Annotated in this window: 21 protein-coding genes and 8 pseudogenes; 24 read left to right on the top strand and 5 right to left on the bottom strand. The window is 53.4% G+C overall.

From position 1 onward, the window contains the following. Nucleotides 1-160 precede the first annotated feature (160 nt). Complete coding sequence (locus JCM13996_RS03185) at nucleotides 161-847, top strand: response regulator transcription factor (RefSeq protein ID WP_054749550.1); 687 nt, start codon at nucleotides 161-163, stop codon at nucleotides 845-847. Continuing rightward, the gene (locus JCM13996_RS03180; RefSeq protein ID WP_054749549.1) at nucleotides 847-2436 is read left to right on the top strand and encodes a HAMP domain-containing sensor histidine kinase; all 1590 of its coding nucleotides are present in this window, start codon (nucleotides 847-849) and stop codon (nucleotides 2434-2436) included. The genes JCM13996_RS03185 and JCM13996_RS03180 overlap by 1 nt, the downstream gene beginning before the upstream one ends. A gap of 62 nt (nucleotides 2437-2498) precedes the next feature. Here the strand turns inward: JCM13996_RS03180 and JCM13996_RS03175 are convergent, their stop codons facing one another. Further along, nucleotides 2499-2987 carry an HD domain-containing protein gene (locus tag JCM13996_RS03175; RefSeq protein ID WP_054749547.1) on the bottom strand — a complete coding sequence of 163 codons (489 nt, stop codon included), beginning with the start codon at nucleotides 2985-2987 and terminating at the stop codon, nucleotides 2499-2501. A 102-nt stretch (nucleotides 2988-3089) separates the two neighbouring features. Then, the gene (locus tag JCM13996_RS03170) at nucleotides 3090-3848 is read right to left on the bottom strand and encodes a TrmH family RNA methyltransferase (protein WP_054749545.1); all 759 of its coding nucleotides are present in this window, start codon (nucleotides 3846-3848) and stop codon (nucleotides 3090-3092) included. A gap of 98 nt (nucleotides 3849-3946) precedes the next feature. Between JCM13996_RS03170 and JCM13996_RS13100 the strand changes: the two genes are divergently transcribed. The 14 genes and pseudogenes from JCM13996_RS13100 (at nucleotide 3947) to JCM13996_RS03110 (ending at nucleotide 15900) form a co-directional block, all read left to right on the top strand. After that, the gene (locus tag JCM13996_RS13100) at nucleotides 3947-4294 is read left to right on the top strand and encodes an acylphosphatase (protein WP_439646460.1); all 348 of its coding nucleotides are present in this window, start codon (nucleotides 3947-3949) and stop codon (nucleotides 4292-4294) included. Between the two features lie 101 nt (nucleotides 4295-4395). Then, nucleotides 4396-4551, top strand: a complete 156-nt coding sequence (locus JCM13996_RS10775) for a hypothetical protein (protein WP_156321832.1) — start codon at nucleotides 4396-4398, stop codon at nucleotides 4549-4551. A 45-nt stretch (nucleotides 4552-4596) separates the two neighbouring features. Further along, the gene (gene yidC / locus JCM13996_RS03165) at nucleotides 4597-5439 is read left to right on the top strand and encodes a membrane protein insertase YidC (RefSeq protein WP_054749544.1); all 843 of its coding nucleotides are present in this window, start codon (nucleotides 4597-4599) and stop codon (nucleotides 5437-5439) included. A 199-nt stretch (nucleotides 5440-5638) separates the two neighbouring features. Further along, nucleotides 5639-6304, top strand: coding sequence for a hypothetical protein (locus tag JCM13996_RS03160; RefSeq protein WP_156321831.1), 666 nt, complete (start codon nucleotides 5639-5641; stop codon nucleotides 6302-6304). Nucleotides 6305-6321: 17 nt separating this feature from the next. Beyond that, nucleotides 6322-6555, top strand: coding sequence for a hypothetical protein (locus JCM13996_RS03155; RefSeq protein WP_054749542.1), 234 nt, complete (start codon nucleotides 6322-6324; stop codon nucleotides 6553-6555). 94 nt (nucleotides 6556-6649) lie between these two features. Beyond that, nucleotides 6650-7024 carry a winged helix-turn-helix transcriptional regulator gene (locus JCM13996_RS03150; RefSeq protein WP_420836027.1) on the top strand — a complete coding sequence of 125 codons (375 nt, stop codon included), beginning with the start codon at nucleotides 6650-6652 and terminating at the stop codon, nucleotides 7022-7024. 435 nt (nucleotides 7025-7459) lie between these two features. Next, nucleotides 7460-8505 (top strand): annotated as a pseudogene (pheS, locus tag JCM13996_RS03145) (phenylalanine--tRNA ligase subunit alpha). 3 nt (nucleotides 8506-8508) lie between these two features. Continuing rightward, a pseudogene (gene pheT / locus JCM13996_RS03140) lies at nucleotides 8509-10917 on the top strand (phenylalanine--tRNA ligase subunit beta). A 150-nt stretch (nucleotides 10918-11067) separates the two neighbouring features. Continuing rightward, entirely contained in the window at nucleotides 11068-12141 is a 1074-nt protein-coding gene (gene mltG / locus JCM13996_RS03135; RefSeq protein ID WP_082383794.1) for an endolytic transglycosylase MltG, read from the top strand. Nucleotides 12142-12170: 29 nt separating this feature from the next. Continuing rightward, a pseudogene (udk, locus tag JCM13996_RS03130) lies at nucleotides 12171-12808 on the top strand (uridine kinase). 25 nt (nucleotides 12809-12833) lie between these two features. Then, a complete protein-coding gene (gene greA / locus JCM13996_RS03125; protein WP_054749540.1) occupies nucleotides 12834-13307 on the top strand; it encodes a transcription elongation factor GreA in 474 nt (157 codons plus the stop codon). A 154-nt stretch (nucleotides 13308-13461) separates the two neighbouring features. Further along, nucleotides 13462-14178, top strand: a complete 717-nt coding sequence (gene liaF, locus JCM13996_RS03120; protein WP_054749539.1) for a cell wall-active antibiotics response protein LiaF — start codon at nucleotides 13462-13464, stop codon at nucleotides 14176-14178. Then, entirely contained in the window at nucleotides 14175-15251 is a 1077-nt protein-coding gene (locus JCM13996_RS03115) for a sensor histidine kinase (protein WP_054749538.1), read from the top strand. The genes liaF and JCM13996_RS03115 overlap by 4 nt, the downstream gene beginning before the upstream one ends. Further along, complete coding sequence (locus JCM13996_RS03110; RefSeq protein WP_054749537.1) at nucleotides 15244-15900, top strand: response regulator transcription factor; 657 nt, start codon at nucleotides 15244-15246, stop codon at nucleotides 15898-15900. Before JCM13996_RS03115 ends, JCM13996_RS03110 begins: the two co-directional genes overlap by 8 nt. 64 nt (nucleotides 15901-15964) lie before the next feature. On the opposite strand, the pseudogene JCM13996_RS11490 reads toward JCM13996_RS03110, so the two are convergent. Then, nucleotides 15965-17855, bottom strand: a pseudogene (locus JCM13996_RS11490) (YfhO family protein). Continuing rightward, entirely contained in the window at nucleotides 17842-18612 is a 771-nt protein-coding gene (locus tag JCM13996_RS12305; protein WP_054749534.1) for a YfhO family protein, read from the bottom strand. Before JCM13996_RS12305 ends, JCM13996_RS11490 begins: the two are co-directional and overlap by 14 nt. A 170-nt stretch (nucleotides 18613-18782) precedes the next feature. Between JCM13996_RS12305 and JCM13996_RS03090 the strand changes: the two are divergent. The 5 genes and pseudogenes from JCM13996_RS03090 (at nucleotide 18783) to JCM13996_RS03075 (ending at nucleotide 23463) form a co-directional block, all read left to right on the top strand. Then, nucleotides 18783-20906 (top strand): annotated as a pseudogene (locus JCM13996_RS03090) (peptidoglycan D,D-transpeptidase FtsI family protein). Between the two features lie 211 nt (nucleotides 20907-21117). Then, nucleotides 21118-21810 (top strand): rhomboid family intramembrane serine protease, encoded by a 693-nt coding sequence (locus tag JCM13996_RS03085; RefSeq protein ID WP_054749533.1) that lies wholly within the window; start codon nucleotides 21118-21120, stop codon nucleotides 21808-21810. Beyond that, nucleotides 21810-21977, top strand: a pseudogene (locus tag JCM13996_RS11485) (YqgQ family protein); the annotation flags it as partial. The gene JCM13996_RS03085 and the pseudogene JCM13996_RS11485, both read left to right, overlap by 1 nt. Before the next feature lie 72 nt (nucleotides 21978-22049). Continuing rightward, a complete protein-coding gene (locus JCM13996_RS03080) occupies nucleotides 22050-23009 on the top strand; it encodes an ROK family glucokinase (RefSeq protein ID WP_054749679.1) in 960 nt (319 codons plus the stop codon). A gap of 52 nt (nucleotides 23010-23061) precedes the next feature. Then, entirely contained in the window at nucleotides 23062-23463 is a 402-nt protein-coding gene (locus JCM13996_RS03075; protein ID WP_054749677.1) for a rhodanese-like domain-containing protein, read from the top strand. A gap of 227 nt (nucleotides 23464-23690) precedes the next feature. Here JCM13996_RS03075 and JCM13996_RS10765 read toward each other — a convergent pair. Continuing rightward, a pseudogene (locus JCM13996_RS10765) lies at nucleotides 23691-23869 on the bottom strand (DUF3042 family protein). A 66-nt stretch (nucleotides 23870-23935) separates the two neighbouring features. On the opposite strand from JCM13996_RS10765, the pseudogene miaA reads away from it, so the two are divergent. The 3 genes and pseudogenes from miaA to glnA all read left to right on the top strand — a co-directional run bounded on the left by miaA (nucleotide 23936) and on the right by glnA (nucleotide 26684). Continuing rightward, nucleotides 23936-24876 (top strand): annotated as a pseudogene (gene miaA, locus JCM13996_RS13095) (tRNA (adenosine(37)-N6)-dimethylallyltransferase MiaA). A gap of 95 nt (nucleotides 24877-24971) precedes the next feature. Beyond that, the gene (locus JCM13996_RS03060; protein ID WP_054749531.1) at nucleotides 24972-25325 is read left to right on the top strand and encodes a MerR family transcriptional regulator; all 354 of its coding nucleotides are present in this window, start codon (nucleotides 24972-24974) and stop codon (nucleotides 25323-25325) included. 18 nt (nucleotides 25326-25343) lie between these two features. Beyond that, the gene (gene glnA / locus JCM13996_RS03055; RefSeq protein WP_054749530.1) at nucleotides 25344-26684 is read left to right on the top strand and encodes a type I glutamate--ammonia ligase; all 1341 of its coding nucleotides are present in this window, start codon (nucleotides 25344-25346) and stop codon (nucleotides 26682-26684) included. Nucleotides 26685-26708: the final 24 nt, after the last annotated feature.

The following is a 26708-nucleotide window of genomic DNA, read 5'->3' as shown; positions in this document are numbered from 1 at the left end:
GACGGCTCTGTGTTCTTCCACAAGCAGACTACCCAGCTGACTGTGTTTAAGTCCCCCCGCTCTGTGTGGTTTTTCTCATTTTTCTATGTTAGAATTCATTGTAAAACAATAAGTAAAGGGGTCGTTGCGGCGGCCACGGCCTAAGGAGAGCAAAAACAATATGAGTAAAATTTTGATTATTGAAGATGAGAAGAACCTGGCGCGGTTTGTTGACTTGGAATTGAAGCACGAAGGTCACGAAACCGCCGTTTACGGTAATGGTCGCCAGGGGTTGGATGCCGCGTTGGCGGAGGACTGGGATGCCATTTTGCTGGACCTGATGCTGCCAGAATTGAACGGCCTCGAGATTTGCCGTCGGGTTCGGGCCGTGAAGGATATGCCGATCATCATGATGACCGCCCGTGACTCCGTTATTGACCGGGTTTCCGGGTTGGACCATGGTGCCGACGACTACATCGTCAAGCCGTTTGCCATTGAGGAATTGTTGGCGCGGTTGCGTGCGTTGTTACGTCGAGTCAACTCGATGAACGCTTCCAACCAGACCAAGCAGACGAAGTTAACGTATCGCGACCTGACGATTGAAAAGGAAAACCGCATTGTCCGCCGTGGGGACGATATTATTGAGCTCACGAAGCGTGAATATGAGCTGTTGCTGACCCTGATGGAAAACGTCAACGTGGTCCAGGACCGTAACGAATTGCTGAAGAAGGTTTGGGGTTACGATTCTGACGTTGAAACCAACGTGGTGGATGTTTATGTTCGCTACATTCGTAACAAGATTGACAAGCCGGGTGAGCCGAGCTACATCCAAACCGTCCGTGGTACCGGCTACGTTATGCGCTCTTAATGTTTAAACGCAAAGGGGGCCGACGTCAGCCTCGCCGACAGCGTGGATTTGTCTCGTTACGATGGACGTGGGCCTTTGCGGTCGCGTTTGTGATTTTCCTGACCTTCTTGGTCTTTTCACTTGTAATTTATGGGGTGATGGGGCAGACGCTGCTGGCACAGGAACGAAATACGGTTGCCGATACCGTTAATTCGGTGCAGAAACGCCTCGAACCAATCAGTTCCAGCTTAACCGCACGGACGGTTTTTCCCAAAATTGATGTTGCTACCGACAATGGGAGTGCGGTTGCCACTGAGTCTGGTAATAGCCACGGTTCGGTCTTTTCAGATGCCATCGTGCAGAAGCTTTCACGTGAGGACGTCACGGTGACGGTTTATGATCAAAGTGGTCACCAGGTATTTAGTTCGCGGCCTGCACCACTGTCCTTGAAGAACACGTCCCGGTTACGGGTGACGACTGAACGTGCCAGCCGGTTCGATGGGCTAGTGGCCCGGACCCCAATTGTCAGTGCCCATACCAGCAAGGTAATTGGCTACTTGCAGGTCACGAATGCGCTCACGAGCTACCACCGGACGATGAACCGCGTTACCAACACGATCTACGTCGTCAGTTTTGCCGCCCTCGTGATTTCGGCGATGATGGGCTTCTTCCTGGCGAGCCGTTTTCTGCGGCCGATTCGCCGCATTAGTAGTACGATTGATCAGATTAATAGTGAGCCGCAGAGTGATGCCCGTATTCCGGCGCTACGCACTAACGACGAGCTATCGCACTTGATCAATGAGTTTAACGCGATGTTGGACCGGATTCAGCGGTTTATCGACCAGCAGACCGACTTTGTTGGGGATGTGAGCCATGAGCTACGAACGCCGGTGGCCATTTTGGAAGGACACCTCAACCTACTGAATCGGTGGGGTAAAGATGATCCGGAAGTGCTGGACGAATCGCTGAAGGCGTCACTACAGGAAGTATCCCGGATGAAGAGTCTCATCCAAGAAATGCTTGATTTGACGCGTGCCGACCAGGTCGAGACCCAGTTTGTCAACGCGGTCACGGAAGTCAATGAAGTCGTCGAGCAGGTCACCAACGACATGCAGATGATTCATCCGGACTTTACTATTACGCTGGAAGACGAGTTACCCGGTCCCACATGGGTGCAGTTTTACCGCAACCACATGGAACAGGTATTGATCATTTTGGTCGACAACGCCGTGAAGTATTCCCGGGACCGGAAGGAAATTCACGTTTCGGTTGGTTCGTCCGACGATTCCGTTGACCTGGCGGTACAGGACTTTGGTGAGGGGATTGCGCCTCAAAACCAGGATCGTGTCTTCAACCGGTTTTATCGCGTCGATAAGGCTCGGAGCCGTGAGAAGGGTGGTAACGGTTTAGGCTTGTCCATTGCTAAACAACTGATTGACGGTTACCACGGCACGATCGGCGTGGAATCCGTCCAGGGTAGTGGCTCAATTTTCCGTATTTCGCTGCCCAAGTTGACCGAAAAGCAGGTCGCTGAATATCAGCGGCGGCAGGAAGCGGAGAAACCAACACCGTTGAAGCCGGAGGATCTGGATAAAAGCAACTTAGCTTAAGATAATGTGTACCAAAAAAGGGTGACTTCATGGTGAAGTCACCCTTTGCTATTGCTAATAAATTACGATGCGAAGTGTTCGCCGAAAATCTTCATGCGCCAGGGATGCATGAATTCCGCTACCGCCGCGTAGTCGTCAACCAGTGAAACAACGTAGCTTTCGCGGTAGCGTGGGAACGCCAGGGTCGCGCCCCACATGTGCTTGACAATAATGTCGCGCTCCATCGGTGAAAGTTCAGTCAGGTGTTCAGCATTATGCAAGGCAATACGGGGGTGGACGTAGGCATGGGTCCCACTATCAAACTTAGTGGTGCGCCAGTCATAGTAGAATAAATCGTGCAGCAGGCCGCCACGCGCCAGCGCGCGCACGTTCAACCCCATCCGCACACCGATCAAGTAGCTAGTATACGATACGCGGATGGAATGCTCTAAACGGTTGGAATGGTGGTGCTGGGTGTAGTTGGCCAACTTTTGTACCGCTGGCTCCGCTAGCAAATCATCAACCAGGGCACGATAGGTCTGGTCGTGTTCCCACTGCCGATATTTCTCCATGGACACATCTCCTTCGAATTTTTTTCTAACGCAATTATAGCAGGTTTAATAACGGTACACACCCTAATACGTGAATGTAACTAATTTATAATGATTCAGTAGTTAGGCCAGTAGGTGGAACAAAACCACCCCAGCCGCAACGCCGACATTAAGCGATTCAGCCCGGCCCCGCATTGGAATGTAAAGGTTCTGGTCGGTTTGTGCCAGTAGCGCTGGATCCATCCCGTTACCTTCATTACCCATAACGAGAGCAAAATTGGTCGTAGGGGCAACGTCCGTGTAAGGCAACGCCTGGTCGTTTAGTTCGGTACCGTAGACGGGTACCCCGGCGTCTTTGAGTTTTGGTATCAAGTGGTTGAGGTTGGCGCTCACGACGGGGACGTGGAACTGGCTACCCTGCATAGCCCGCAAGACTTTAGACGAGTACGCATCGGCAGTACCGTGGCCCAGCACGACCGTATCAATCCCCGCGGCGTCCGCAGTCCGGACCATCGTGCCGACATTGCCGGGATCCTGGATGGCGTCCAACAAGAGAAAACTGCCCGCAAGGTTGGTGGGTAGTTCAACGTGTGGTAGGGGCATAATGGCGAACATCCCCTGTGGCGTTGGCGTCTCCGCCAGGTGTTGCGCCACTTCGCTGCTGATTTCAATGGTCTGGTCGTAGTAATCGCGGACCGCTTGTTCGTGTAGGTACTTGCTGGTGACAAAGATGGTTTCTGGCTGTGCGCCACTAGCAATGGCTTCGCGCACTAAGTGTGGTCCTTCCAGCAGGTAGCGGTCGTAATCCTTTTGGTACTTACGGCGCGTTAGCTTCTTGGCACGCTTAATCTTATCGTTCTTTGGTGACATAATGGTTTCCATTTGGAATACCTCCCATTGCTAGGATTGTACCACATACGCGGCGTTGATAGGCTTACTATGACCCCGACGCCAAATTATTCTGCTTGATTTGTAGCTGGGTGCCACGCAGGGGTGACTATCCGCCCACACTGGTCGGACCAGTGTTAAAATGGACGTATCAACGCACGGGTCGAGCGTGTTTTCCGGCCCGCAAAGGAGGACGTTCAATTGGCAGATACAGCATATACAATCAGGGTGAACGGCCGTGTTCAGGTGTCGGCTTTCGGGCTACGACCCAGATGGTGGCGATGCGGATGCAGATTCGTGGGGATGTACGCAATCAATCCGACGGGTCGGTTTTAATTCACGCCGTGGGTAGTCCGACGCAAATGAAGCTTTTCGCGAAGCCATTAAGCAGGGCCCTTCACAGTTCGCCCGCGTATCCACTTATGAAGAAACGCCGATGACGGATGTACCGGATTATAACGGATTTAACGTTGTATATTGATAGCCGTTCCCAGTGCGAGTATAGTGGACAACGATATTACAGTTGAAGGGATTACTACCAATGAATAAAAAGTTCAAACGTTTCGGCATGGGTGCGGGGCTGACGGCGCTAGCGTTGGTCCTCGCTGCATGTAGCGGCAGCGCCCAGCATGTTTCCAAGTCGGGGATTGTGACCCGGACGCCACCAACCGGCTTTTTTTTATGGCTCGCTATATAAGTACATTTCGACGCCCATTTCGCACTTGCTGGACGGTATTGCCACATGCTGGGCACGGGTAGCGGTTATGGCTGGGCCATTTTACTGATTACCTTGGTGGTCCGGTTGGTGCTGATGCCGTTTATGTTGCGGCAGCAAAAGAACATGACCGAGCAGCAGGAAAAGACGCGTGTATTGCAGCCGCAGTTGACGCTGCTCCAAAAGGCTGCGAAGGTCTCCCAAGACCAAACAACGACTATGCAGATCAACGGTCTCATGCAGGATGTATATAAGAAAAATGGCAGCAGTATGTTGCCACGGATGGGCTGCATGATGATGATCGTGCAGTTGCCGATTATCTCGGGGCTGTACCAAGCGGTCGCGTATTCTAAGGATATTGCTAACGCCAAGTTTCTCGGTTTTGCCTTGGGCCACACGAATTTAGCCGTGACCATCGTGGCCACGCTATTCTACGTTGCACAAGGTTACCTGATGTTGCTGGGTTCAACGCCAGAGCAACGGAAGGCAATGCGCACGTCCATGTGGCTATCGCCGTTGTTCACGTTCTTCATTAGTATCGTTTCGCCAGCTGGTTTGGGGCTCTACTTCTTGGGTACCGGGCTGATTATGTTGGTTCAGCAGGTAATCGTGACGTTTGTCATGCTGCCGGCTATCCGGGAACGGCTTGACAAAGAAATGGCGGAGACCCCACCCGTACAGGTGGTTACACCGGACATGTTCAACGAGGATGGTTCCATTACTAGTCGGGCCCCGATGCCGTCAACCATGGGTGCGATGGAAAGCATGGGGATGGCGCATCCCGAGCACCACGATGATGACACCACGACGACTGGGCCGAGTGCTGCCGAGTTGCGGGCGCGCAACGCGGGCAAGCAGCACCGGGAGTAATAGTAGTTTGTGTAGTAGTCGATAGATATTGAATTTGTGGTACCCAGGTTGGTCAGCTTATTGACCAGCCTGGGTGCTTTTTTTGGATTTACGCGTTATTAGTTATATGTCCCAGTGGCCGTCAGTGGTATGATACGGGTGGCATATGTGATGTTATTTGAGCCTGGCATTATTGTCTCAGGTGAAGGAGGAGGTAGCTATGCCCACACGGGGTGCAATACGTCGGCGCCGTTCGCGTTTACGGGTGACGTTAAGTGTCGTGTTGGTGGTAGTAGGGATGCTGGTCGTGTTCGGGGGCGGCTGGTGGTACATGAATCACGGAACACACATGGCGACGAGTCACGTCGCACAAAGCAGCCGCGCACTACAGAGTAAGAAAGTATCGCAGACGCGCAGAAAGGTGCATCCTGCCGCTAGGGGTGCAGCCAAGGTGAGCCAGTCACAAGCAGCTACACCAATACCTAGCGTTGTGGGTATTGGTTTCCGAATCATGCCGATACTATTTAACGGGGAGGACATTGATGCGGCGATGGATGCAGGGCGTGCCCCACAGAATTCGGTACATGATGGCGGCCGTTTGGGCTACTTTAAAACCGCCAGTACTGCGCGGATTAGTGGTGTACCAGGTTACTTTTATGTCCATTCTGAGCCGTACTCAATTGATAAACAATTCATCCATCTCAACGGGTGGAACATTCCCTATAAGGTCGTTGATGGGCAGTTGGTGACACCGACTTGGTCGGCAAAAGATCCTGACGGCAACGTTATAACTTGGCGGTTAACAGTCGATGATACGGCCGTGGATGAGGTCGAAACGCATGCCCCCCAATCTAGTGCGTCTTCATCTGGTGGGTTGATCAATTAAATCTGACCAGCGCGCAATTGGAGCACTGGGTCCGCGCGGTTATCAAGCAGGGTAGTCAAGGTTATGAGGCTGATGATTATTCGTTTGAACAACATTTTCGCAATGGTTACGCCGAAATTGAGGAATACACGGCATCCTCGGGTAAGCGTGAGCTGATGGCAACCTACCGGGTCAACGGGCAGGGGGAGCTAGAAGTGAAGGATGATAATACGAATCAGCAGTGGACCGTCGTGTCACAAACCTACTTTTAGGTGAGTATTACCTTGCACTTTCTACCGTTTGCGGTATACTAACTATAAATAAGCACGCTTAGAACGGGCGTTTTATAGATAATGTGAGGGGAGTATTATGGCAACGGTGAAAACAGTTAACTGTACGCAAAACAAAACGGGGAAGGATCTATGTCCACACTTCCAGAAGACTTTCGCGATTCTGGGCAAGAAGTGGAACGGTCTGATTCTCGAGGTGTTGATTGACGGACCGCACCGTTTCAAGGATATTGCTGGTGCAATTCCTAAGTGTTCTGATCGTGTTTTGGTTGAACGGTTGAAGGAGCTGGAAGGCGAAGGCATTGTGGACCGTGTAACGCACGCGAACTCCTCGCTGATTGAATACCAGCTGACCAACAAGGGCCAGGGTTTGAAGACCGTGTTGACGGCTGCCCACGCCTGGGGCGACCAGTGGTTGACTGATGAAGAGTGTGTTGACGCGATTGCCTAAGACCGTTACACTAATGACAGATTGACACAAAGACGTGGAAGAAAACGCAAGTAGTGGCAGCTGTCAGGAAGTGGAGTCCAGCGACTGGAAGGCTCCTCGGTGTAAGCTACTCGTATTCATTTTCTGAGTTGACTTGTTAGCTACGGCGGCATGTTCCGGAGTGGTCCGTTACCCCACTGATTGAGTGTACGGCCATGTGTGTTGTGGTCGTGAACTAGGGTGGTACCGCGGCCAAAGTCGTCCCTAACCGTTTATGACGGTTAGGGACTTTTTTTTGTACAGGGCACAACCCCCTTTTGCGGGGCGCCACTCGACTAAATTGCGGCGCTTCGTAGGTAAAAAGAGTACCCACCTGTTCGTGCCCTGTCCGGAATTTTTCGCCGTCGTCAACCCCAGCTTTGTGTCACTAGTAGCTAACCAGAAGGGAGCACCACCATGAGTTTAAGGGATAAATTGGAACAACTGGCCGATGAAAATCGCGGCCGCATTCAAAAAGCGTCCGACCTGGACGAGTTAAACCGGATCCGTGTTAAGTTACTCGGCAAGAAGGTCCCATCACTGAAGTGCTACGCGGCATGCGTGATTTGTCACCCGAAGAACGGCCACAAGTCGGTGAATTTGCCAACAAGGTTCGCGATGACCTGAAAGCGGCCATCGAAAAGCAACGGGCGGACATCGAGCAGGAAATTATGGCGCACAAAATTGCGTCCGAAACGGTTGACGTTACCTTGCCGGGTACGCCAGTACGGCGTGGGACTGCGCACGTGATTGAACAAATTATTGATGACCTTGAGGATCTGTTTATGGGTATGGGTTACCAGGTCGTCGATGGCTACGAGGTTGAGGAAGATAAGTACAACTTCGAAAAGTTGAACATTCCGCCAGACCATCCGGCACGTGACATGCAGGATACTTTTTACCTGGGGCACGACTTGCTCATGCGCACGCAAACGAGTGCTGTTCAAGCACGGACGCTGGAGAGCCACGATTTCAGTCAGGGTCCGCTGAAAGAAATTAGTCCCGGCCGCGTGTACCGGCGCGATACGGATGACGCCACGCATAGTCACCAGTTCCACCAGATGGAAGGTCTAGTCGTGGATAAGCACATCACGATGGCGGATTTGAAGGGCACGTTGCTGGCCATGGCCCGCCACGTCTTTGGTGCGGATCGCGAAATTCGGTTACGGCCAAGCTACTTTCCATTCACGGAACCAAGTGTGGAGGTTGATATCTCCTGCTTCCGTTGTGGCGGCAAAGGTTGTGCGGTCTGCAAGTATAGCGGCTGGATCGAAGTCTTGGGGGCCGGCATGGTGCACCCCAACGTGTTGAAGTCTGCAGGCGTTGATAGTAGCGTTTACGGCGGCTTTGCGTTTGGCGTTGGGCCTGACCGTTTGGCCATGCTGAAGTATGGGGTCGACGACATTCGCAGTTTTTACACGGATGATGTACGGTTCCTGCACCAGTTCAAGACGGAGGGTTAATTCATGGATGTTTCATATGATTGGTTAACAGAGTTAGTTGATGTGCCCGTTGGCCCCGAAGAGTTGGCGGATAAAGTTTCCCGGACCGGGATCGAGGTTCCTAGTGTCACGCGGCGCGATGAAGGGAAAAAGAAAATCGTCGTCGGCCACATTGAGAGTATCCGTATGCACCCCAACTCCGACCACATGCACATTTGCATGGTGGATACCGGCGAGGATGAGTTGCGGCAGATTGTCTGTGGTGCACCCAACGTGGCGGCCGGGCAGACGGTCATCGTGGCGCTGCCTGGGGCACGTATTGCCAATAACCAGAAGATCAAGCGGGGCAAGTTGCGTGGTGAAGTGAGCGACGGCATGATTTGTGCTTTGCAGGAAATCGGCTTTAGCGACAGTGTGGCACCAAAGAAGTACGCCGATGGCATTTACGTTTTGAACGAAGACATCAAGCCCGGAACGGATGCTATGGCAGTGCTCGGCATGCACGATGCCGTGCTCGACTTTGACATCACGCCCAACCGTGCCGATGCCTTAGGTATGCGCGGTGTAGCTTGGGAAGTTGGTGCCACTTACGGCAACAAGCCGCACTTTGATGATCAGCCCGTGGTGGACGACGGTCAGCCGGTTGGTGACTACCTTCAGGTGAGCGTTGATGACCCCGACGATGCGCCTAGTTACAACTTGCGGGTCGTGACGGGTGTGCACGTCCAAGACAGCCCACTGTGGCTTCAGCGGCGCTTATGGAATGCCGGTATTCGGCCACTCAACAACATTGTGGACATTACGAACTACATCATGCTGTACTTTGGGCAGCCAATGCACGCGTTTGATTACGACAAAGTCGGTAACGGGACCGTCCGGGTCCGCCGTGCTACGGATGGTGAAGCATTGACCACCTGGACGGGACGGACCGGACATTGACACCGGATGACATTGTTATTAGTAACGGCGATACCCCACTAGCTCTAGCTGGGGTGATGGGTGGATTGAACTCCGAAATTACGGGCAGCACGACGACGGTGGTATTTGAATCGGCCGTCTTTAACCGGACGAGCATCCGCAAAACGGCGCAGCGCTATGATTTGCGTAGTCAGGCCAGTTCCCGTTTTGAAAAGGGGATCGACGAATCCAGCATTATTACCGCCCTGGATACGGCAGCCCGGATGGCAACTGAGCTGGGTGGCGGTACGGTAGCGCATGGCATTGCCACGGCTACCAGTGTGAGCGGTGCCCCTAAAGTTATTGCCATTACCACTGACCAAATTAACCACGTGCTGGGGACTACGCTCGACGCGGCGACGGTGCGAGGCATCTTTGACCGGCTCGGCTTTGGCGTGACCGGCGAGGGTGACCAGATGCAGGTATCAGTGCCGGCTCGGCGCTGGGATATCTTTATTGTGCCCGATCTGATCGAGGAAGTTGCTCGGATCTACGGTTACGACAACTTACCCGCTACCTTACCCACAGCAACCATGACGGTGGGGACGTTGAACTCCGTCCAGCGGCGGTTACGGCGGAACCGGACGTTGCTACAGGGAGCCGGGTTGGACCAAGCCATCACCTACTCACTGCGCGGGGAAGGCCAGGCCAACGAATTTGGTTTGGAAAGAAACGCCACGACTAAGTTAGCTTGGCCAATGACGGTTGATCACCAGGAATTGCGGGCAAACATGCTGACCGGATTGCTGGACGCGGTCCGCTACAACGTAGCCCGTAAGGAAACTGACGTCGCTGTACGAACAGGGGCGGGTCTTCATTCGGCAGCAGGATCAGCACCGGCCAGCCGAACACAATTACGTCGCGGGTGTGTTGACGGGCAACTTTGCCAACAAGGAATGGAACCAGCCGGTGCAGCCAGTTGATTTCTACGTCACCAAGGGGATCGTTGCCATGTTGCTGGATGATTATAACCTCGACGGCACGGTGACCTACACCACTGCCGACTTGCCGGCCAGCATGCACCCCGGCCAGTCCGCCTACGTCATGTTGGACGACGCCCGCATTGGGTTGCTGGGGCGGTTGCACCCGCAGTACGAAGCGGCGCATAACCTCCCACAAACGTTTGTGTTCGAACTGAACTTGGAGCCGTTGCTCACAGCCGCGCGGGCAGATAAGACCGTCAAGCCAGCACCAAAATTCCCGGCAATGACGCGTGACGTAGCGCTGCTGTTGGACAGCAAGACGACCAACGCCGCGGTGGAAGCCGTGATTGGGGCAAACGCTGGGGCTTACTTGCGGGATGTGCACCTGTTTGACGTTTATGCTGGGCCAAAGTTACCACCAGCAACGCGCAGCTTGGCCTACACGCTGACGTTCCGGCGTGATGATGATACGTTGACTGAGGAGACCGTGGAAAAAGCCATGGCGGCAGTGGAAGCGGCCCTCAAGACTGAAGTAAACGCTAAAATTCGTTAGTAACTATCGCTTTTTAAGGTTGTTTCTAATATAATGGTCGAGATAATTAACGTTTTGGAGGTCTGATTGTGGCTGGTTCACAGCAAGAGCATCAAAAAAATCCCCGGTACGTCGCTGGATAAGCGGGCGTTTCGGGACGCACAAAACCGTATGGTCCACCGTATTGTTTGGTGGGTGATCGGCATTGTGGTCGCGCTCGTTGCCGTGGTCGGGTTCATGGGGTACCGGTACGTCACGACTTCGTTAGCTGCCGTTGACCCCCACGCGACCAAGGACGTCAGCGTGCGTATTCCGAGTGGGGCCAGCACCAAGCAAATTGGCGACGTGCTGGCCAAGCGGGGTGTCATCAAGAGCGCAACCGTCTTTGCACTGTACGCGAAGATTAATAGTTACAGTGATTTTCAGGCGGGCACCTTTCAGGTCGCTAAGTCGATGGACTTAAAGCACGTCGTGAACACGTTGATGGGTAACGGCAGCACGGCCGGCACCCAGGTGTTGGTGCGTGAAGGGGTGACCGTCGAAACGATTGCCAGCAGCATGGATAAGTACACCAAGAAGAACGGTAACATCTCTAAGCGCAGCTTCATGAAGTTGATGCGTGACCAACAGTTCTTCAAGCAGTTAGCCAAAAAGTACCCGCAATTACTGGGATCAGCGGCTAAGGCGCACGGGGTGCGGTACCGGTTGGAGGGTTACCTCTTCCCGGCCACGTATACTGTAAGTTCGGGTGAAACCATGAAGCAACTGGTCACCCAAATGGTGGCTAAAACCAACACGGTCTTGAAGCCGTACTACGCTACCATTAAGCAAAAGAACCTGACCGTCCAGCATGTGCTCACCTTGGCTTCGATCGTTGAACGTGAAGGCGTGACGGAAAAGAGTCGGCGCAAGATTGCTGGGGTGTTCTTCAACCGGATGGACGCGGGCATGCCGCTACAATCGGATATCACCGTGATGTACGCACTCAATACCCATAAAACCCACCTAACCAACAAGGATACGGCGGTTAAATCTCCATATAACTTGTATAAACACACTGGTTTTGGCCCGGGGCCATTCAACCAGCCCAGTTTACAATCAATCCAGGCGGTGTTGAATCCGTCTGACCGTAGTGCTGGTTACTTGTACTTTGTGGCCAACCTCAAGACCGGGAAGATTCTGTATGCCCGGACCTTGGCGGAACAGAATGCCAACATTAAGGCAATTGGTAGCGACAATCAGTAACAAGTAACTCTAGTGGGGATGAATAAGTAATGGAACAGCAAAAGCCCATTGTGATTGGGATTACTGGGGGTTCGGCCTCTGGCAAGACGAGTGTGGCGCACAAAATTTTTGACCACTTTGAAGCTACGCGGTCGGTGACCCTCATTGCGCAGGATTCGTACTACAAGCACAGTGACTTGCCCTTTGCCCAGCGGAAGTTGATTAATTACGACCACCCGCTCGCCTTCGATAACGATTTACTGGTGGCGGACTTGCAACGGTTGTTGCACCGGCAGCCGATTGAAAAGCCGGTGTACGATTACACCGACCACAACCGGACTAACCAGACGATTCACGTAGAGCCCACGGACGTCATTATCCTTGAAGGCATCCTGATCCTCGCCGAGAAGGAACTGCGTGAGTTGATGGACATCAAAATCTTTGTCGACACGGACGATGATATCCGCGTATTGCGCCGCATCAAGCGGGACATTGTGGAGCGGGGCCGCTCGCTGGACGACATTATTCAGCAGTATCAGAGTACGGTTAAGCCGATGTACCACGAGTTTGTGGAACCAACCAAGCGGTACGCGGACCTGATTATCCCCGAGGTGGTCAGAACAAAGTAGCAGTGGATTTATTGGTCACCAAGGTGCAGGCAATTCTGGACCAGCGCGGCTTAAGTTAAGTAGATAAGGAAGAGGTAAATTAGCATGGCAGACAAGACGTACCCAATGACGGCGGATGGCAAAGTCAAATTGGAAAAGGAATTGGAAGAATTAAAGACGGTCAAGCGTCCGGAAGTCATTAACCGGATCAAGGTTGCCCGTGGTTTCGGTGACCTGTCCGAAAACTCCGAGTACGAAAGCGCTAAGGACGAGCAGTCATCATTGGAAACGCGGATCGCACAGGTTGAACAGATGTTGCGGTACGCGGAGATCATTGATAGTGACGCCGTGGCCAAGGACGAAGTGTCCGTGGGTAAGTCGGTCACGTTCATCGAGGTTGGTGAAGACGACCCCGAGACCTACCAGATTGTTGGTGCTGCTGAAGCGGACCCAATGGCGGGTAAGATCAGTAACGAATCCCCGATTGGTGAATCCTTGATCGGCCACAAGTTGGGTGAGACCGTTTCGGTACAAACCCCTGGTGGTGAGATGCAAGTCAAGATTACGGCAGTTAAGTAAAACCCATTCAGCTCATGCAAAGCGGTGGCCCTGTGCATACAGGACCGCCGCTTTTAGGTTGCCCACGATTGGGGACGTTTCTCCGCACTGAAATCAGTCTGGAGACCCACGAAATTTGGGGTGGTTAGGGTATGATATACGCAGGAGGTGGAACATGTCGTCAAGAATATACTTTTTCGCCATCGTTGAATTTATTTTGGCGTTGTGCTTGGGCTTTAGTTTATTTAGCGATCTGCCCACGCTGATTTTCTTGATCGTGGGCGCGGTCGCGTTAGTCATAGCGCGGGGACGTCAAAGTGGTTTCTGGCGCACGTTCCTCCTAGTTTTTGGTACGGTGTCGGTTACCGTCAGTGTGGCGGTGCACGGCGCGTTCTGGTGGATGTTGGCGTTTGGGGGCATTATGTTACTTCTGAGTCTGCGGCGGCGGGCGCGGAACGGCAAGTGGACGCCCTGGACCCACAAGCAGTTCGTGTCTGTGCACGGCTTTGGCGCTAACGCCGGTCGTCCCCGCCGCCAGCCATGGTTTGGTGATACCACCATTGGCAGTTCTGTCTTCGAGTGGGAGGACACCAACATTACCGTACTGGCGGGTGATACCATCGTCGACCTGGGCAACACCATTTTGCCCCAACGCGATAACGTGGTGGTGATCCGCAAAGGCTTTGGGCGGACCCGCGTCTTGGTGCCGCTGGGGGTCGGTATTGAGCTGAACCATTCGGCGCTAGCGGGTAAGGTCAGCTTTGCGGGGGAGGACTTTCACCTTGCTAACGAAACCATTCATTTAGCAACTCCGGGGTATGATGACGCGCCACGACGGTTGCGCATCATTACTAGCGCGTTGATTGGTGACCTGGAGGTGGTGACGGTATGACCAAGAAGGGCTATGCTTGCATTCTGGGCGCCATTAGCTTGTTAATATTTCTGCTCGAAATTGTACTGATGTGGATGGTAGTCGTGGCGCACAAGTGGGCATACGTTTGGCGCATATTGTCATATCCGGTTGCGGGTGTGCCTGTGGCCATCTTTGCGGTGATTGCGGCCTGCCTCCTCGGGGTTGTCGTAACGGCGTGCGTGTGGCTGGTCGTGCGGGTGACCCAACGGCGAATGGCAACAGAATTGGGCCGGTTGTTACGCGACTTTTTGGATACCGACACGGATAACGCTACGACGGTCAACGCCAAGGTGTTTGGTCACGATAACGCCCGGTTACTGCGGGCAATCCAACAACAATTGATTCGGTTACAAGAGGAAATTGCACGTTACAGCAAGAAGCCTGACCTCGTGGAGGGAGAAAGCAAAGAGGCGGTTGTCGTCGCTGAACGGCAACGTATTGCGCGGGAGCTACACGATTCTGTGTCCCAGCAACTCTTTGCGGCCATGATGTTGCTCTCAACCATGCGGGCGGTTGTGGAGGCTAAACCGGCGTTAGCCGATGGCGGCTTGCTTAAGCAACTTGATACGATTGAGCGGGTGATCAATGCGGCCCAGTCGGAAATGCGAGCGTTGTTACTGCACCTGCGGCCCACCTCGCTGGCGGGTAAACCGCTACGAACCGGAATTATTGGCTTGCTCAAGGAACTCCAGACCAAGATCAATATCACCATTAAGTGGGACATTGCTGATGTCCATTTGGCGACCACCACTGAGGATCACTTGTTTCGAATCGTCCAGGAGCTGTTGAGTAATACGCTCCGTCACGCCGAGGCCAAGCAATTAGAGGTATACCTTAACACGGTTGGTAGCAACGTGGTGTTACGGATGATTGACGACGGGGTGGGGTTTGACACCACCACCGCTGATAATGCCGGTAGTTACGGGCTCAACAATATTGAGGAACGGGCCCACAGTTTAGGTGGCACCGTGAAGATAATTAGTTTTCCCGGCCAGGGTACCAGCGTCGAGGTGCGGGTGCCGTTAACAACGAAGGAGGAGCACCATGATTAAGGTATTAATTGTTGATGATCACGAAATGGTTCGTTTGGGGATTGCGTCGTACTTAGGCATCCAGGACGATATTGAGGTGATCGGTGAGGCGGAGAACGGGCTAGACGGTCGTGATCAGGCGCTCGCCAAGCGGCCCGACGTCATCCTGATGGACCTGAAGATGCCGAAAATGGATGGGGTCACGGCCACTAAGGAAATTTTGGCTGCTTGGCCGCAAGCCCACGTGATTATCCTCACTAGTTTTATCGACGATGAACTGGTGTATCCGGCGATGGCTGCTGGCGCGGCCAGTTATATCCTCAAGACCAGCACGGCCGCGGAAATTGCGGATGCTATTCGTAAAACTATGCGTGGACAAAGTACTATTGCTCCGGAGGTCAATGACAAGTTGCAACATAAGGATGAAGCCATGGCGGACATGGCGTTGTATGACGACCTGACCAATCGGGAACGGGAAGTGTTGGACTTGATTGCTCAGGGCAAAAGTAATCAGGAGATCGCTGACGAGCTGTTCATTACGTTAAAGACGGTCAAAACGCACGTGTCTAACATTCTTGCTAAACTGGAAGTCGACGACCGGACCAAGGCGGCGCTGTACGCGGTGCGGCACGGCAAGGTGAGTGCCCCCAATAATGATGTTGGTGAATAGCACCCGCCAACAAAAAGACTGGCCTTACTACCAATTAGTAGTAAGGCCAGTCTTTTTCAGCGTGTTACCGTGGCCGGCGTAGCAGTTGCTGGATACGGTGGTTGAACCGTGGCACCGCTGCGTGGCGCGGCCGGTTGCGCCAGAGCCAGATCCAACCAATGAATAGGGCTGCTAACGTGATCAACAGTCCGGTCACCAGGTATGGCGGAACGTAGAACATCTTGATGGTGTGGTGCCCCTTGGACAGCGGGATGGTCATAAACAGGCCCAGTACTCTGTGGGGATGCACAGTGTGCCCATCGACCGTACGTGCCAGCCCGGCACCTGCGGAATGGTGGTCATCAGTACCTGGTGCCGTCGCTTGATGGTCACGTGTCCGCGCAAGCTGTTACTCCCGTGGTGTGTCACGTGGAGGGGCTCACTTTGTAGCTGCTTAATGGCCCGGTGGAAGCTGGTGGTGTCCAGCTGGTACAGGCTACGTTGCCGATGAACAGGGACTGCTTGTTGAGGGTGATCGTAATGGTGTTGACCTTATTTACTTGGGCGGGTGTGACGTTAAGCACCCCGGTGTTACGGAAGGAGTCGGCCAGGTGCACTTCTTGCCCGTTCAAACGCACCGTGGCGGCGTTGTCCGTCAGGGAACTGTCTACGGTCAGGTAGTACGGCTCGGTGGTGTTGGCAATAAACGTGTAGGTCAACGTGGCCGCACCGCCCTTTTTGACGGTGTAGGTGGTGCCCCCGACGCCGGCCATAGCCTTAACATTGTCGGTCATGGTGATGGATTCAAAGGCCCGCGGTTCAAAGAAGGTGGTGTGCGCGCCGGTCAGTGCCGAGGCGATCCGATCCTGGTTGGTTAGCGGGGTGCCAGTGGTAAGCTTAGTTTTCAGGATGTCCTTGCTGGCCCCAAAGCCGATCCCCAACGCGTTATCGTTGCGGTAAACGTTCAGGTTGCTGGTGTGGGCAATGCCCGTGTAGTCGGCAACGTCAGCGCGCGTACTTTCGGTCGGCAAAAAGGCAGTACTCCCGGCACGTTTGGTGAGCCAGTAGCGCGTATCCAGCAAGGCGTCGGTAAATTCCGTCCCGTACGTGTACGCGACAAATCCATCCCCGTCTGCTTGGCCAATTTTGCCAAAGAAGGTCGGGACGCGCGGTTCGAACATGGAGTTAAACTGGTCGGTGCCATTAAAGCCGACTTCCATGGCGTCGTTTTTAGTCCGACCGACCGTTTTGCCGATGCGGTACCACCCGTGGTCGCGTTGTTGCACCTGTTGAGCACCTGCGCGCAAAGCTTCGGTGTAGGTGTGATAGTCCGAGTGGCTGACATATGCCAGCTGGTTGAGGGTCAAGGCCGCATTGCTGGCCATGTCGGCGATGCTGAGCAGTAAAATAATGATGTAGGTTCCGCGGTGGGCGTTGCCCCGCAAACTGAGGACCACGATGGCTAGGAGGTTTAGTAGTCCAGTCAGTAGCACCTGCTCCTTAGTGAGGTAGCTGAAGTGGTCCAGGTTCAACCACACGTACAGATCCGTCGCCGCGCTGAAAGTAACCAGTACCACCATCTGCACGACGCTGATACCATCGGGCAGGTGTTGAAAGCCCCGCGCGGCCAGCAATACTAACCAGAAGGTGACCACGAACGAGAAGCGGTAGGGGTACCAAACTGGGAATTGGAGGCCGTGCCAGAGCAGGTCTAACGGTTCAAACATTAAGGATACTAACAGTACTAGGCTCCACAAACCGGCCGTCAAGCGTTCTTGCCAGCGGATGCGCCGGTTCATAAAGTAGACGATGGCCCCGAGGGTCACCAGCGAGCTAACAAAGATGTTGGGGAGTCCCGACGGCATTTGGTCAAAGTTAAAGGAGCCCGCGACCAACTTACTGAGGAGGTGCAGTGGGTTATATTCGAACCGCCAGTTAACGCTGGTGGTGGTGTAGGTACCCTTACTTTGCGTGATTTGAAAAAAAGGTCGGCACTAGCAGGACGGCGGTGAGTGCACCCCCGAGGAGACTGGTCAGGGCAAAATGGCGGGTGGCCCGTAACGCGGCGGGTCGGCGTAACTGGGCGCGCACCAGGGCGAAACAGAAGTAACCGATAATGAACAGGCAAACCATGTAGCCAATATAATAGTTGACCAATAAGGTTGCGGCTAATAGTAACGGGTAGCGCCGGTATTCACCCGCGACCAGCCGGTCCACACCGTCGGCTACCAGTGGCAACATGATGGCACCGTCGAACCACATGAGGTTCAACTGGTTGGCAATCATCCAACCAGAGAGCGCATACGCCAAACTGTAAGCAGGTAGTGCCCAACTACGTAGGCCCCGCCGCTGCAAGTAGTAGGCCATGGTGAGGCCCGCCGCGCCGTACTTCAGTAGCGTGATTACCAAGATGCCGACGTCCAGTCCCGATTTGGGGACGAGCAGGAGGACCAAATTGAACGGGCTCATGAGGTAGTACGCCCAGACACCGATCATGTCACCGCCCAGTGCCTTGTTCCACGCGTAGAAAAACTGGCCGGGGTGGCCCAGCAAGGTTTGTCTAAAGTATGCGTAAAAATCGATGTATTGTTGCCCCATATCTACGGTGAGTAAGCTACTATTACCAAAGGGATAGACGTGTTGGCACACAGCAAAGTAAATCCCCATAATCATTATGGGTAGGACAAATGCTACGGTTAGTGGGTGCTGTTTGATTGATTTAAACCAGTGCATAGAAACCTCTCCGTTTTGGTAATGGTATTAGGCTCACGCGGCCGCCGTTATATGCCCCTGGTAGCCCGAATCACCGCGTTCACTGACCAGCATACCAGAAATTACGCCCGTGGTGTTTGCCCGGTTTCTTTGTTACACTAAACTACAGAAAATACGAAGGAGCGCCACTGTTGAAGTACATACGTACACCACGACCACAACGACCAAAATCTCGGATTCCGTTTCGGTTAAATTTGCTATTCTTTTTTTTGTCTTTGTTCTGTTTGCTCTGTTGGTGGGGCAATTAGCTTACTTGCAGATTATTAACGGCAGTTCGTTCTCGGAAGAAGTTAATAGTAGTAGCAGCACGACGGTCGAAGGCACCGTCCCCCGGGGGATGATTTATGACTCTGAGGGCCGCATCATGGTTTCTAATAAGGCTAATAAGGCGATTACCTACACGAAGAACGTGTCGGTGACCTCCGCCCAGATGGAAAAGGTGGCGAACGTCTTAGCCACGTACATTAAGGCGGACACGAGCACCCTGACCAAACGCCAAGAACTGGATTACTTCCTAGCGAATAAGCAACACCTAAAGCGCGTTAACAAGCTACTCACCAAGAAGCAATTGAAGTTGAGTGCCAACAAATTGTACAAGGTGGAACTGCGTGCAGCTAAACGGGTGATGCCGCGACTAACGAGTACGCAGAAGACTGCCGCCGCCCTATACTACAAGATGAACAGCGCTAGTGAGTTTTCCACGGTCTACCTGAAGGAAACGGGCGTCACCGCGACGGAAGTTGCCCAGGTGGGTGAACACTTGTCGAGTATGCCCGGCGTCAACCTGGGTACGGACTGGACGAACTCGTACCCTAACGGTAAGAGCATGCTGAGTATTATTGGTTCGGTCAGCACGTCCAAGCAGGGGTTACCACAGGATTCATTGTCCGCGTACCTGACGGAAGGCTACTCGCGTAACGACCGGGTGGGGACTTCCTACCTGCAGAAGCAGTACGAAGACGTTCTCAAGGGGAGCAAGTCCCAGACCAAGGTGACGGTCAACAGTAATAATCAAGTTTCCAGCGCGGTCAAACAATACGCAGGGTCGGCGGGTGAAAACTTGAACCTGACGGTTGATTCTAAGTTCCAGAATGATGTGGCTGGCATCGTGAAGAAATACTACCAGTCGGCGGTTAGTTCTGGGGCAGCTAGTTTGTCTGATGGGGCCTACGCGTGGTGATGAACCCCAGCACCGGGGCGGTTCTCGCGATGACGGGTTATAAGCACAACTTTAAGAAGAACACCATTACTGAAAATGCTTTGGGTACCATTAACCAGACCTTCGTTATGGGGTCCGTCGTTAAGCCCGCCATGGTTCTGGGGGCGTTGGAAGACGGTGTCATCACCACCAGCAATAATACGCAACCCGACGTGCCAATCTACCTGAAAGGCACACCCGTGAAGAAATCCTGGTACAACATTGGTGCGTACAGTTCGTTGACGCTGAACACGCCCTCGAAATTTCTAGTAACATCTATATGATGCGGCTGGCCATGAAGGAAGGGCACGCAAAGTACGCGGCCAATAGTTACCTCAATATGGACAACGACATCTTTAGCAAAATGCGGCGGTACTTTGGTGAGTTCGGGCTGGGTATCAAAACCGGCATTGATTTGCCAGGTGAAGTCACCGGGCTGGAAGGGGCCACACACAATAGTTACGGCGCGCTGGCCGTTGGGTCCGCATTGGACTTGTCCTACGGGAACTACGATGCCTACACCACGATGCAACTGGCGGACTACGTCAGCACGGTGGCTAACAACGGCTACCGGATGCGGCCGTACCTCGTACAGTCGATCACGGATAGCAGTAGGAGTAGCAAGAGCAAGTCCGTGCTATCAGTCACCCAACCGGAAGTAATGGGCAAAATTGGTGCTACGCAGGCTGACGTCAACCTGGTTAAGCAGGGGATGTGGATGACCGTGCATGGGTCTGATAGTAACCGGACCGTGAGTGCGTTGAACGATCTCAATCCTGGGGTTGCGGCAAAGTCTGGTACTGCGCAGACGTTTGCCCACTCGGATCCGACCGATTCCAGTTCGTCCATGGTGGAAACCACCACGATCAGTTTGATTGCGTTTGCGCCCGCAAAGAACCCGCAGATCGCGGTCGCACTGGTCATTCCTAACCTGACGTCGACGGCGGGCGAGGAAAACACCGCCATGGCGCACGACATCATTCAGGATTATTACAAGTTACACAACATTAAAAAGGACAGTAATTACTCGACTTCCCAGTCGACCATTAACGGGTAACGCCAATCTGGGCGTGCGTCGCGTGTGGTTGGGAGTGGTTGGAGTAGGAAACCGTTAGGCCTTCAAGGGGTCGGCGGTTTTTTTCCTTTGGGTCTCGGCCGCTTCAGGACGGAATTGTTGGTTTTTTTTACGGGCGCCGGCTTGGAAAGCGCTCAATAAATTGGTAGAATTGTAAGAGTTGCTTGCACAACTAGTGCGGAAGGGGGCAGCAATGCGAAATTCCCGTTTTAGCGGTGTGTGGCGTAACGAACCGGTGATCACCTACGTTTTGTTGGTGGTGACGATTGGTATGTTCATGCTAGAAACCGCCATGGGTGGTAGTACCCAGGTTAAGGTGTTGGTGGCGTTAGGTGCGCGGTACAACCCGTACATTGCCTTCTTTGGGCAATGGTGGCGCCTGGTCACCCCCATCTTCCTGCATATTGGCATTGTGCACCTCCTAGTCAACATGATGTCGCTATGGTTTTTGGGGCGGATGACCGAAACTGTTTTTGGTCACTGGCGCTTCTTGGCCATCTACCTGGTCAGCGGTATCGTTGGTAACTTTGGTGGGATGATCTTTGACAGCGCCAATTCCGTTGGTGCCGGGGCCTCGACGTCACTGTTTGGTCTCCTTGGTGCGTTTCTGATGTTGGGTGATAACTTTCGCCATAATCCGGCGATCAATGCAGCCGTGCGTCAGTTCGCCATCGTGGTGGTGATCAACCTCGTCTTTGATCTCACCCAGCCGTCGATCGATATTGCTGGGCACATTGCCGGCCTTATTGGTGGCTTTTTGATCGCTGGTGCGGTGGGTGTGCCCCGGGTCGGGACCATTCGCCGGGTCAAGCGGGTGCTCATGGGCGTACTACTAATTGCGGTCCCAATCATCTTGTTCATAGTTGATGGAACGGGGATAATGTAATGGAAACGTATAATGACGTCTTGAAGTTGTTAAAGCGTTTTGGCACGTACATCCACGTTGGCAAGCGGTTGTACGACATGGAATTAGCAGCGATCGAGTTGGACCGGCTGGCCAAAGCCGGGTTAATTGACCGCAAGACCTACGCGACGGCCAAAGTGGTGTTAAACCACGCACACGAAGAGGAGCTACGGCACCCACTGAAGCTGCCGCAAAAAAAACACATTCGGAGGAACATAGTAATGACTGACCAAAAATTAATCGGTGTGGACCTTGGCGGTACCACCACCAAGTTTGCCATCACCACTACCGATGGCGAAATCCAGCAACGTTGGAGCATCGATACTAACGTCCTGGACGATGGTGCTCACATTGTGCCAGATATTATTGATAGCATTAACGAACACCTAGCCTTGTACCAGATGCAGCCCGCCGATTTTGCTGGTATTGGCATGGGTTCACCCGGTTCCGTGGATATTCAAGCGGGTACGGTGACCGGTGCGTACAACCTGAACTGGAAGACGTCTCAGAACGTCAAGGCGGACATTGAAGCTGGCACGCACATGCCGTTGACCATCGATAATGATGCCAACGTGGCCGCTCTCGGTGAACGCTGGCGCGGTGCCGGTGAAAACGAACCGGATGTGGTCTTCGTGACGCTGGGGACCGGTGTTGGTGGGGGTGTCATTGCTGACGGCCACCTGTTACACGGGGTCGGTGGTTCGGCTGGCGAGATTGGGCACGTATGTGTCGACCCGCACGGTTACCTGTGCACTTGTGGCAACCACGGCTGCTTGGAAACGGTTGCGAGTGCCACCGGCGTGGTTCGCGTTGCCCGTGAAATGGCCGAGGAGTACTCCGGTAACTCATCCATCAAGAAGACGTTGGATGATGGTGACGAAATTTCGTCCAAGATCGTTTTTGATGCCGCTAAAAACGGTGACCCGTTGGCTATCAAAGTGGTTGACCGGGTGAGCTACTTCCTCGGTTTGGCTCTGGCTAACGTTGCCAACACCATGAACCCACGTTACGTGGTCATTGGTGGTGGTGTGAGTGCCGCTGGTGAATTCTTGCGTAGCCAGGTCGAAAAGTACTTCAAGCAGTACGCGTTTAACAACGTGCGTAACACGACGGAAATTCGGCTGGCTACGTTGGGCAACGGTGCTGGTGTGCTTGGTGCTGCCCGGTTAGCCCTAAAGTAAAATCATGGAGTTGTAAAGGAGAGGTCTGGCTATGTTTGCCAAAGGATTATCAATTATTAATGCAATCATCATCGCTATTGGAATCGTCCTGATTTTTTTGGGCGGCCAACTGGTTTTACAAGTATATCGTGACCCGGCGCTACGCAGCATCGGTGGCGAAATCAATGCGGATGAGTTCGAGGAGAACATGCGTAAGGCGCAGATCATTGATCTGCGTGAAACCAACGACTTTGATGGTGGCCATATCCTTGGTGCACGTAGCATGCCGCTGACTCAGTTTAAGGACCGCATGACTGGCCTACGCAAAGACTTACCAGTCTACCTGTACGATACAACCGGTGCCATGTCGATCCGTGCTGCTCAGATGTTGAAGAAGGCGGGCTTCCAGCACGTTTACTGGCTGAAGAAGGGCTATGCTGACTGGTCTGGTAAGACTAAGAAAAATAAGTATTAGCCGTCGCGGGCGGTGGTGTATTGGCATGGCCAGCATCACGCCCTGGTGATGGTTCACAAAGAAGCACCCGCAGATTAACCGGGAACGGTGAAGGCGGGTGCTTCTTTGTGGTTGCTGATCGTGCACATAAAAAGGGCGGCACCACCGCGTTGGTGGTGCCGCTCATGTTCAAAATGTTTGCGGCGGAATCACAAGTATCACTGCTGCAACTCCAACCTGCTGAGTGTTTAACCCTGGTGGGCGCCCTTGGACTTGCGTACTGCGCGACGGCGGTTGGCATCAATTTCTTCCGCTTTGTCCTCGACCGGGTCAACGTAAGTTTCTTAAATGCATATATGGTTCCGGCAACGGCACCAGCTGCTGTGAGCAGACCGGTGAAGAAGCCCCTAGCAAATTTATGGGTCATGGTCACTACCTCCTTTGGTGGGGTGCATTGTTTACATTTCTTATTATAATTCATACAGGTGATAATATGAACGCTTTCAAACCAAAAATTATCATGGTCGCGGGTCCGACCGCGGTGGGCAAGACGGCAACCGGGATCCAGCTAGCCCAGGATTTAGCCGGCGAGATCATCAATGCGGATGCGTTCCAGGTTTACCGGGGGATGGATATTGGCACGGCCAAGCCGACAGCGACAGAACTGGCAGCGGTGCCCCACCACCTGATCAATATCCTGACTCCTGGTGAGCCGTACTCGGTAGCCAAATTTGTGCAGCTGGCGGGACAGGCGATTAACGATATTGAGCAGCGTGGGCGAATTCCTATTTTGGTGGGTGGTACCGGCTTTTACTTAAACGCGTTACGCCTAGGGTTACCGTTAGGGACAGCGGGCAGTAGCCTGAGCGGCGTAAGTGGCAGGCGTTCGTGGACGTGCACGGTGCCGAGGCGGCGTGGGCGGCACTGCAGCAACGGGATCCCGTTGCTGCCAGGAAGATTCCGGTGGCGAACGTCCGACGCACGGTGCGCGCCTTGGAGGTCATTGACCAAACTGGTCACCGGTTCTCCGAACAACCCGCCCCCAGTCCACGGTATACAACCTTGGTGGTGGGTCTGACCACGGAGCGCCAATTGTTGTACCAGCGAATCAACGCGCGGGTGGAAGCAATGGTTGCCCACGGACTAGTGGCGGAGGTGCGGGCCATCATCGACCGTTACGGTACGGATAACCAGGCCTTGGCGGCGATTGGGTATAAGGAACTGGTCCCCTACTTTGCGGGGGAGTATGATTTGGCGACCGCAGTAAGTCTGATACAGCGTAATTCACGGCGGTACGCCAAACGCCAGTTGACCTACTTACGTAACCAGATGGCACCGGATTGGTATGACCTGGTTACCCAGCCACAAACGTACGCGTCCTTGCGCCAACGGGTCGCCGAATTCATTAATGGTATAGGCCGTTCGGCACAATAACTTACCAGTCACACTTTATGTCAGCTTAGCTAACATAAACGGTTGACCCCCCTTATGAGTGGTTTATACTTAACAACATCAAGGGGGGAATGGTCATGGCCAATTCAGAAATTTTGCGGCGGCGGGCCGTTCTGCCGATTGGTACAGTGATGGATTTGACGACGTTGACCGCGCGCCAGATACGCTACTACGAAACGCAGGGCTTCGTGCATCCAGCACGAAATGCGGGCAACCACCGCATGTTTTCGTTGGCAGATGTAGACGTCTTGTTGAGTATTGTACAGCAGCGCAAATCGGGACTCAGTTTGAGTGAGATTCGGCGGATGCGGGCGGTGAAAGCCCGGCAGACGACGGACACGGATGCGCGGAAGATGCTCCAAGATGACATCCTGAACCAATCTGGTTTTACACAAACGGGTAGGGGCCCATTTGGACAAGGATTTAACTAGGAAGGAAGAATTGATTTAATGGCACGTAAACAGTACACCGCAGATGAGATTCGTACGATCGTCAAGCAGGAGAACGTTCAGTTTTTGCGCCTCATGTTCACTGATATTAACGGGATTATCAAAAACGTGGAGGTGCCGATCAGTCAGCTGGAAAAGGTGCTTAACAATAAGATTACCATGGATGGTTCCAGTATTGATGGGTTTGTTCGGATCGAGGAAAGTGACATGTTACTGTTCCCTGACCTGTCGACCTGGATGATTTTCCCGTGGGGCAGTGAGCACGGCAAAGTTGCACGGATTATTTGCTCGGTACATATGACGGATGGTACGCCATTTGCCGGTGACCCCCGTAATAACCTGGTGCGGGTCGTTGAAAAGATGCAGGCCGCTGGCTTTAGCTCCTTTAACATTGGCCCTGAGCCAGAATTCTTCCTCTTCAAGATGGATGAGAACGGTCGGCCAACGACCACGCTGAATGACAAGGGTTCCTACTTTGACCTGGCCCCACTGGATCTTGGTGAAAACTGCCGGCGCGACATCGTGCTGGAGCTGGAAAAGATGGGGTTTGAAGTCGAGGCATCACACCACGAAGTTGCTCCCGGCCAGCACGAAGTGGACTTTAAGTACGCTAATGCCCTGGAAGCTGCGGACAACATTCAAACCTTCAAGCTGGTAGTGAAGACCATTGCGCGCAAGCATGGTTTGTATGCCACCTTCATGCCTAAGCCGCTACACGGCATCAACGGTAGTGGGATGCACATGAACATGTCGTTGTTCCGCGGTCAGGAGAACGCCTTTTATGACGCCAAGGGTGACGGCCAATTGTCCGACACGGCTTTGCACTTCCTGGCGGGGCTACTCGACCATGCCCGGGCGTTGACGGCAATCAACAACCCAATCGTTAATTCCTATAAGCGTCTGGTTCCTGGTTTCGAAGCACCGGTGTACATCGCGTGGTCCGGTAAGAACCGGTCCCCACTCATTCGGGTGCCATCCGGTCGCGGTGTTTCTACCCGTTTGGAAATGCGCAGTGTTGACCCATCGGCTAACCCGTATCTATCCATTGCCGCCATGTTGACGGCCGGCCTGGATGGAATTGCAGAAAAGTTGCAGCCTGAAGAAGCGGTTGACCGTAATATTTACCGCATGGCACCAGCGGAACGGTTGGCTAACCACATTCAGGACCTGCCAAGCACGCTGCACAACGCGCTGAAGTATCTGGAAAACGATGAGGTCGTTCAGGGTGCGCTGGGTGACCACCTGTACCACAGCTTCTTGGATTCCAAGAACGTTGAGTGGGCTGCTTATCGGCAGCAAGTCAGCGAGTGGGAACGCGAGCAGTACCTGGAGCTGTACTAAGCATTAATTTCACTGAAACTAACA

Source organism: Lacticaseibacillus thailandensis DSM 22698 = JCM 13996 (genome assembly GCF_001312865.1).
In the GTDB taxonomy this organism is placed as follows: Bacteria; Bacillota; Bacilli; order Lactobacillales; family Lactobacillaceae; genus Lacticaseibacillus; species Lacticaseibacillus thailandensis.
The sequence above is the reverse complement of the archived record's forward strand: the minus strand, read 5'-3'. Positions and strand labels throughout refer to the sequence as shown.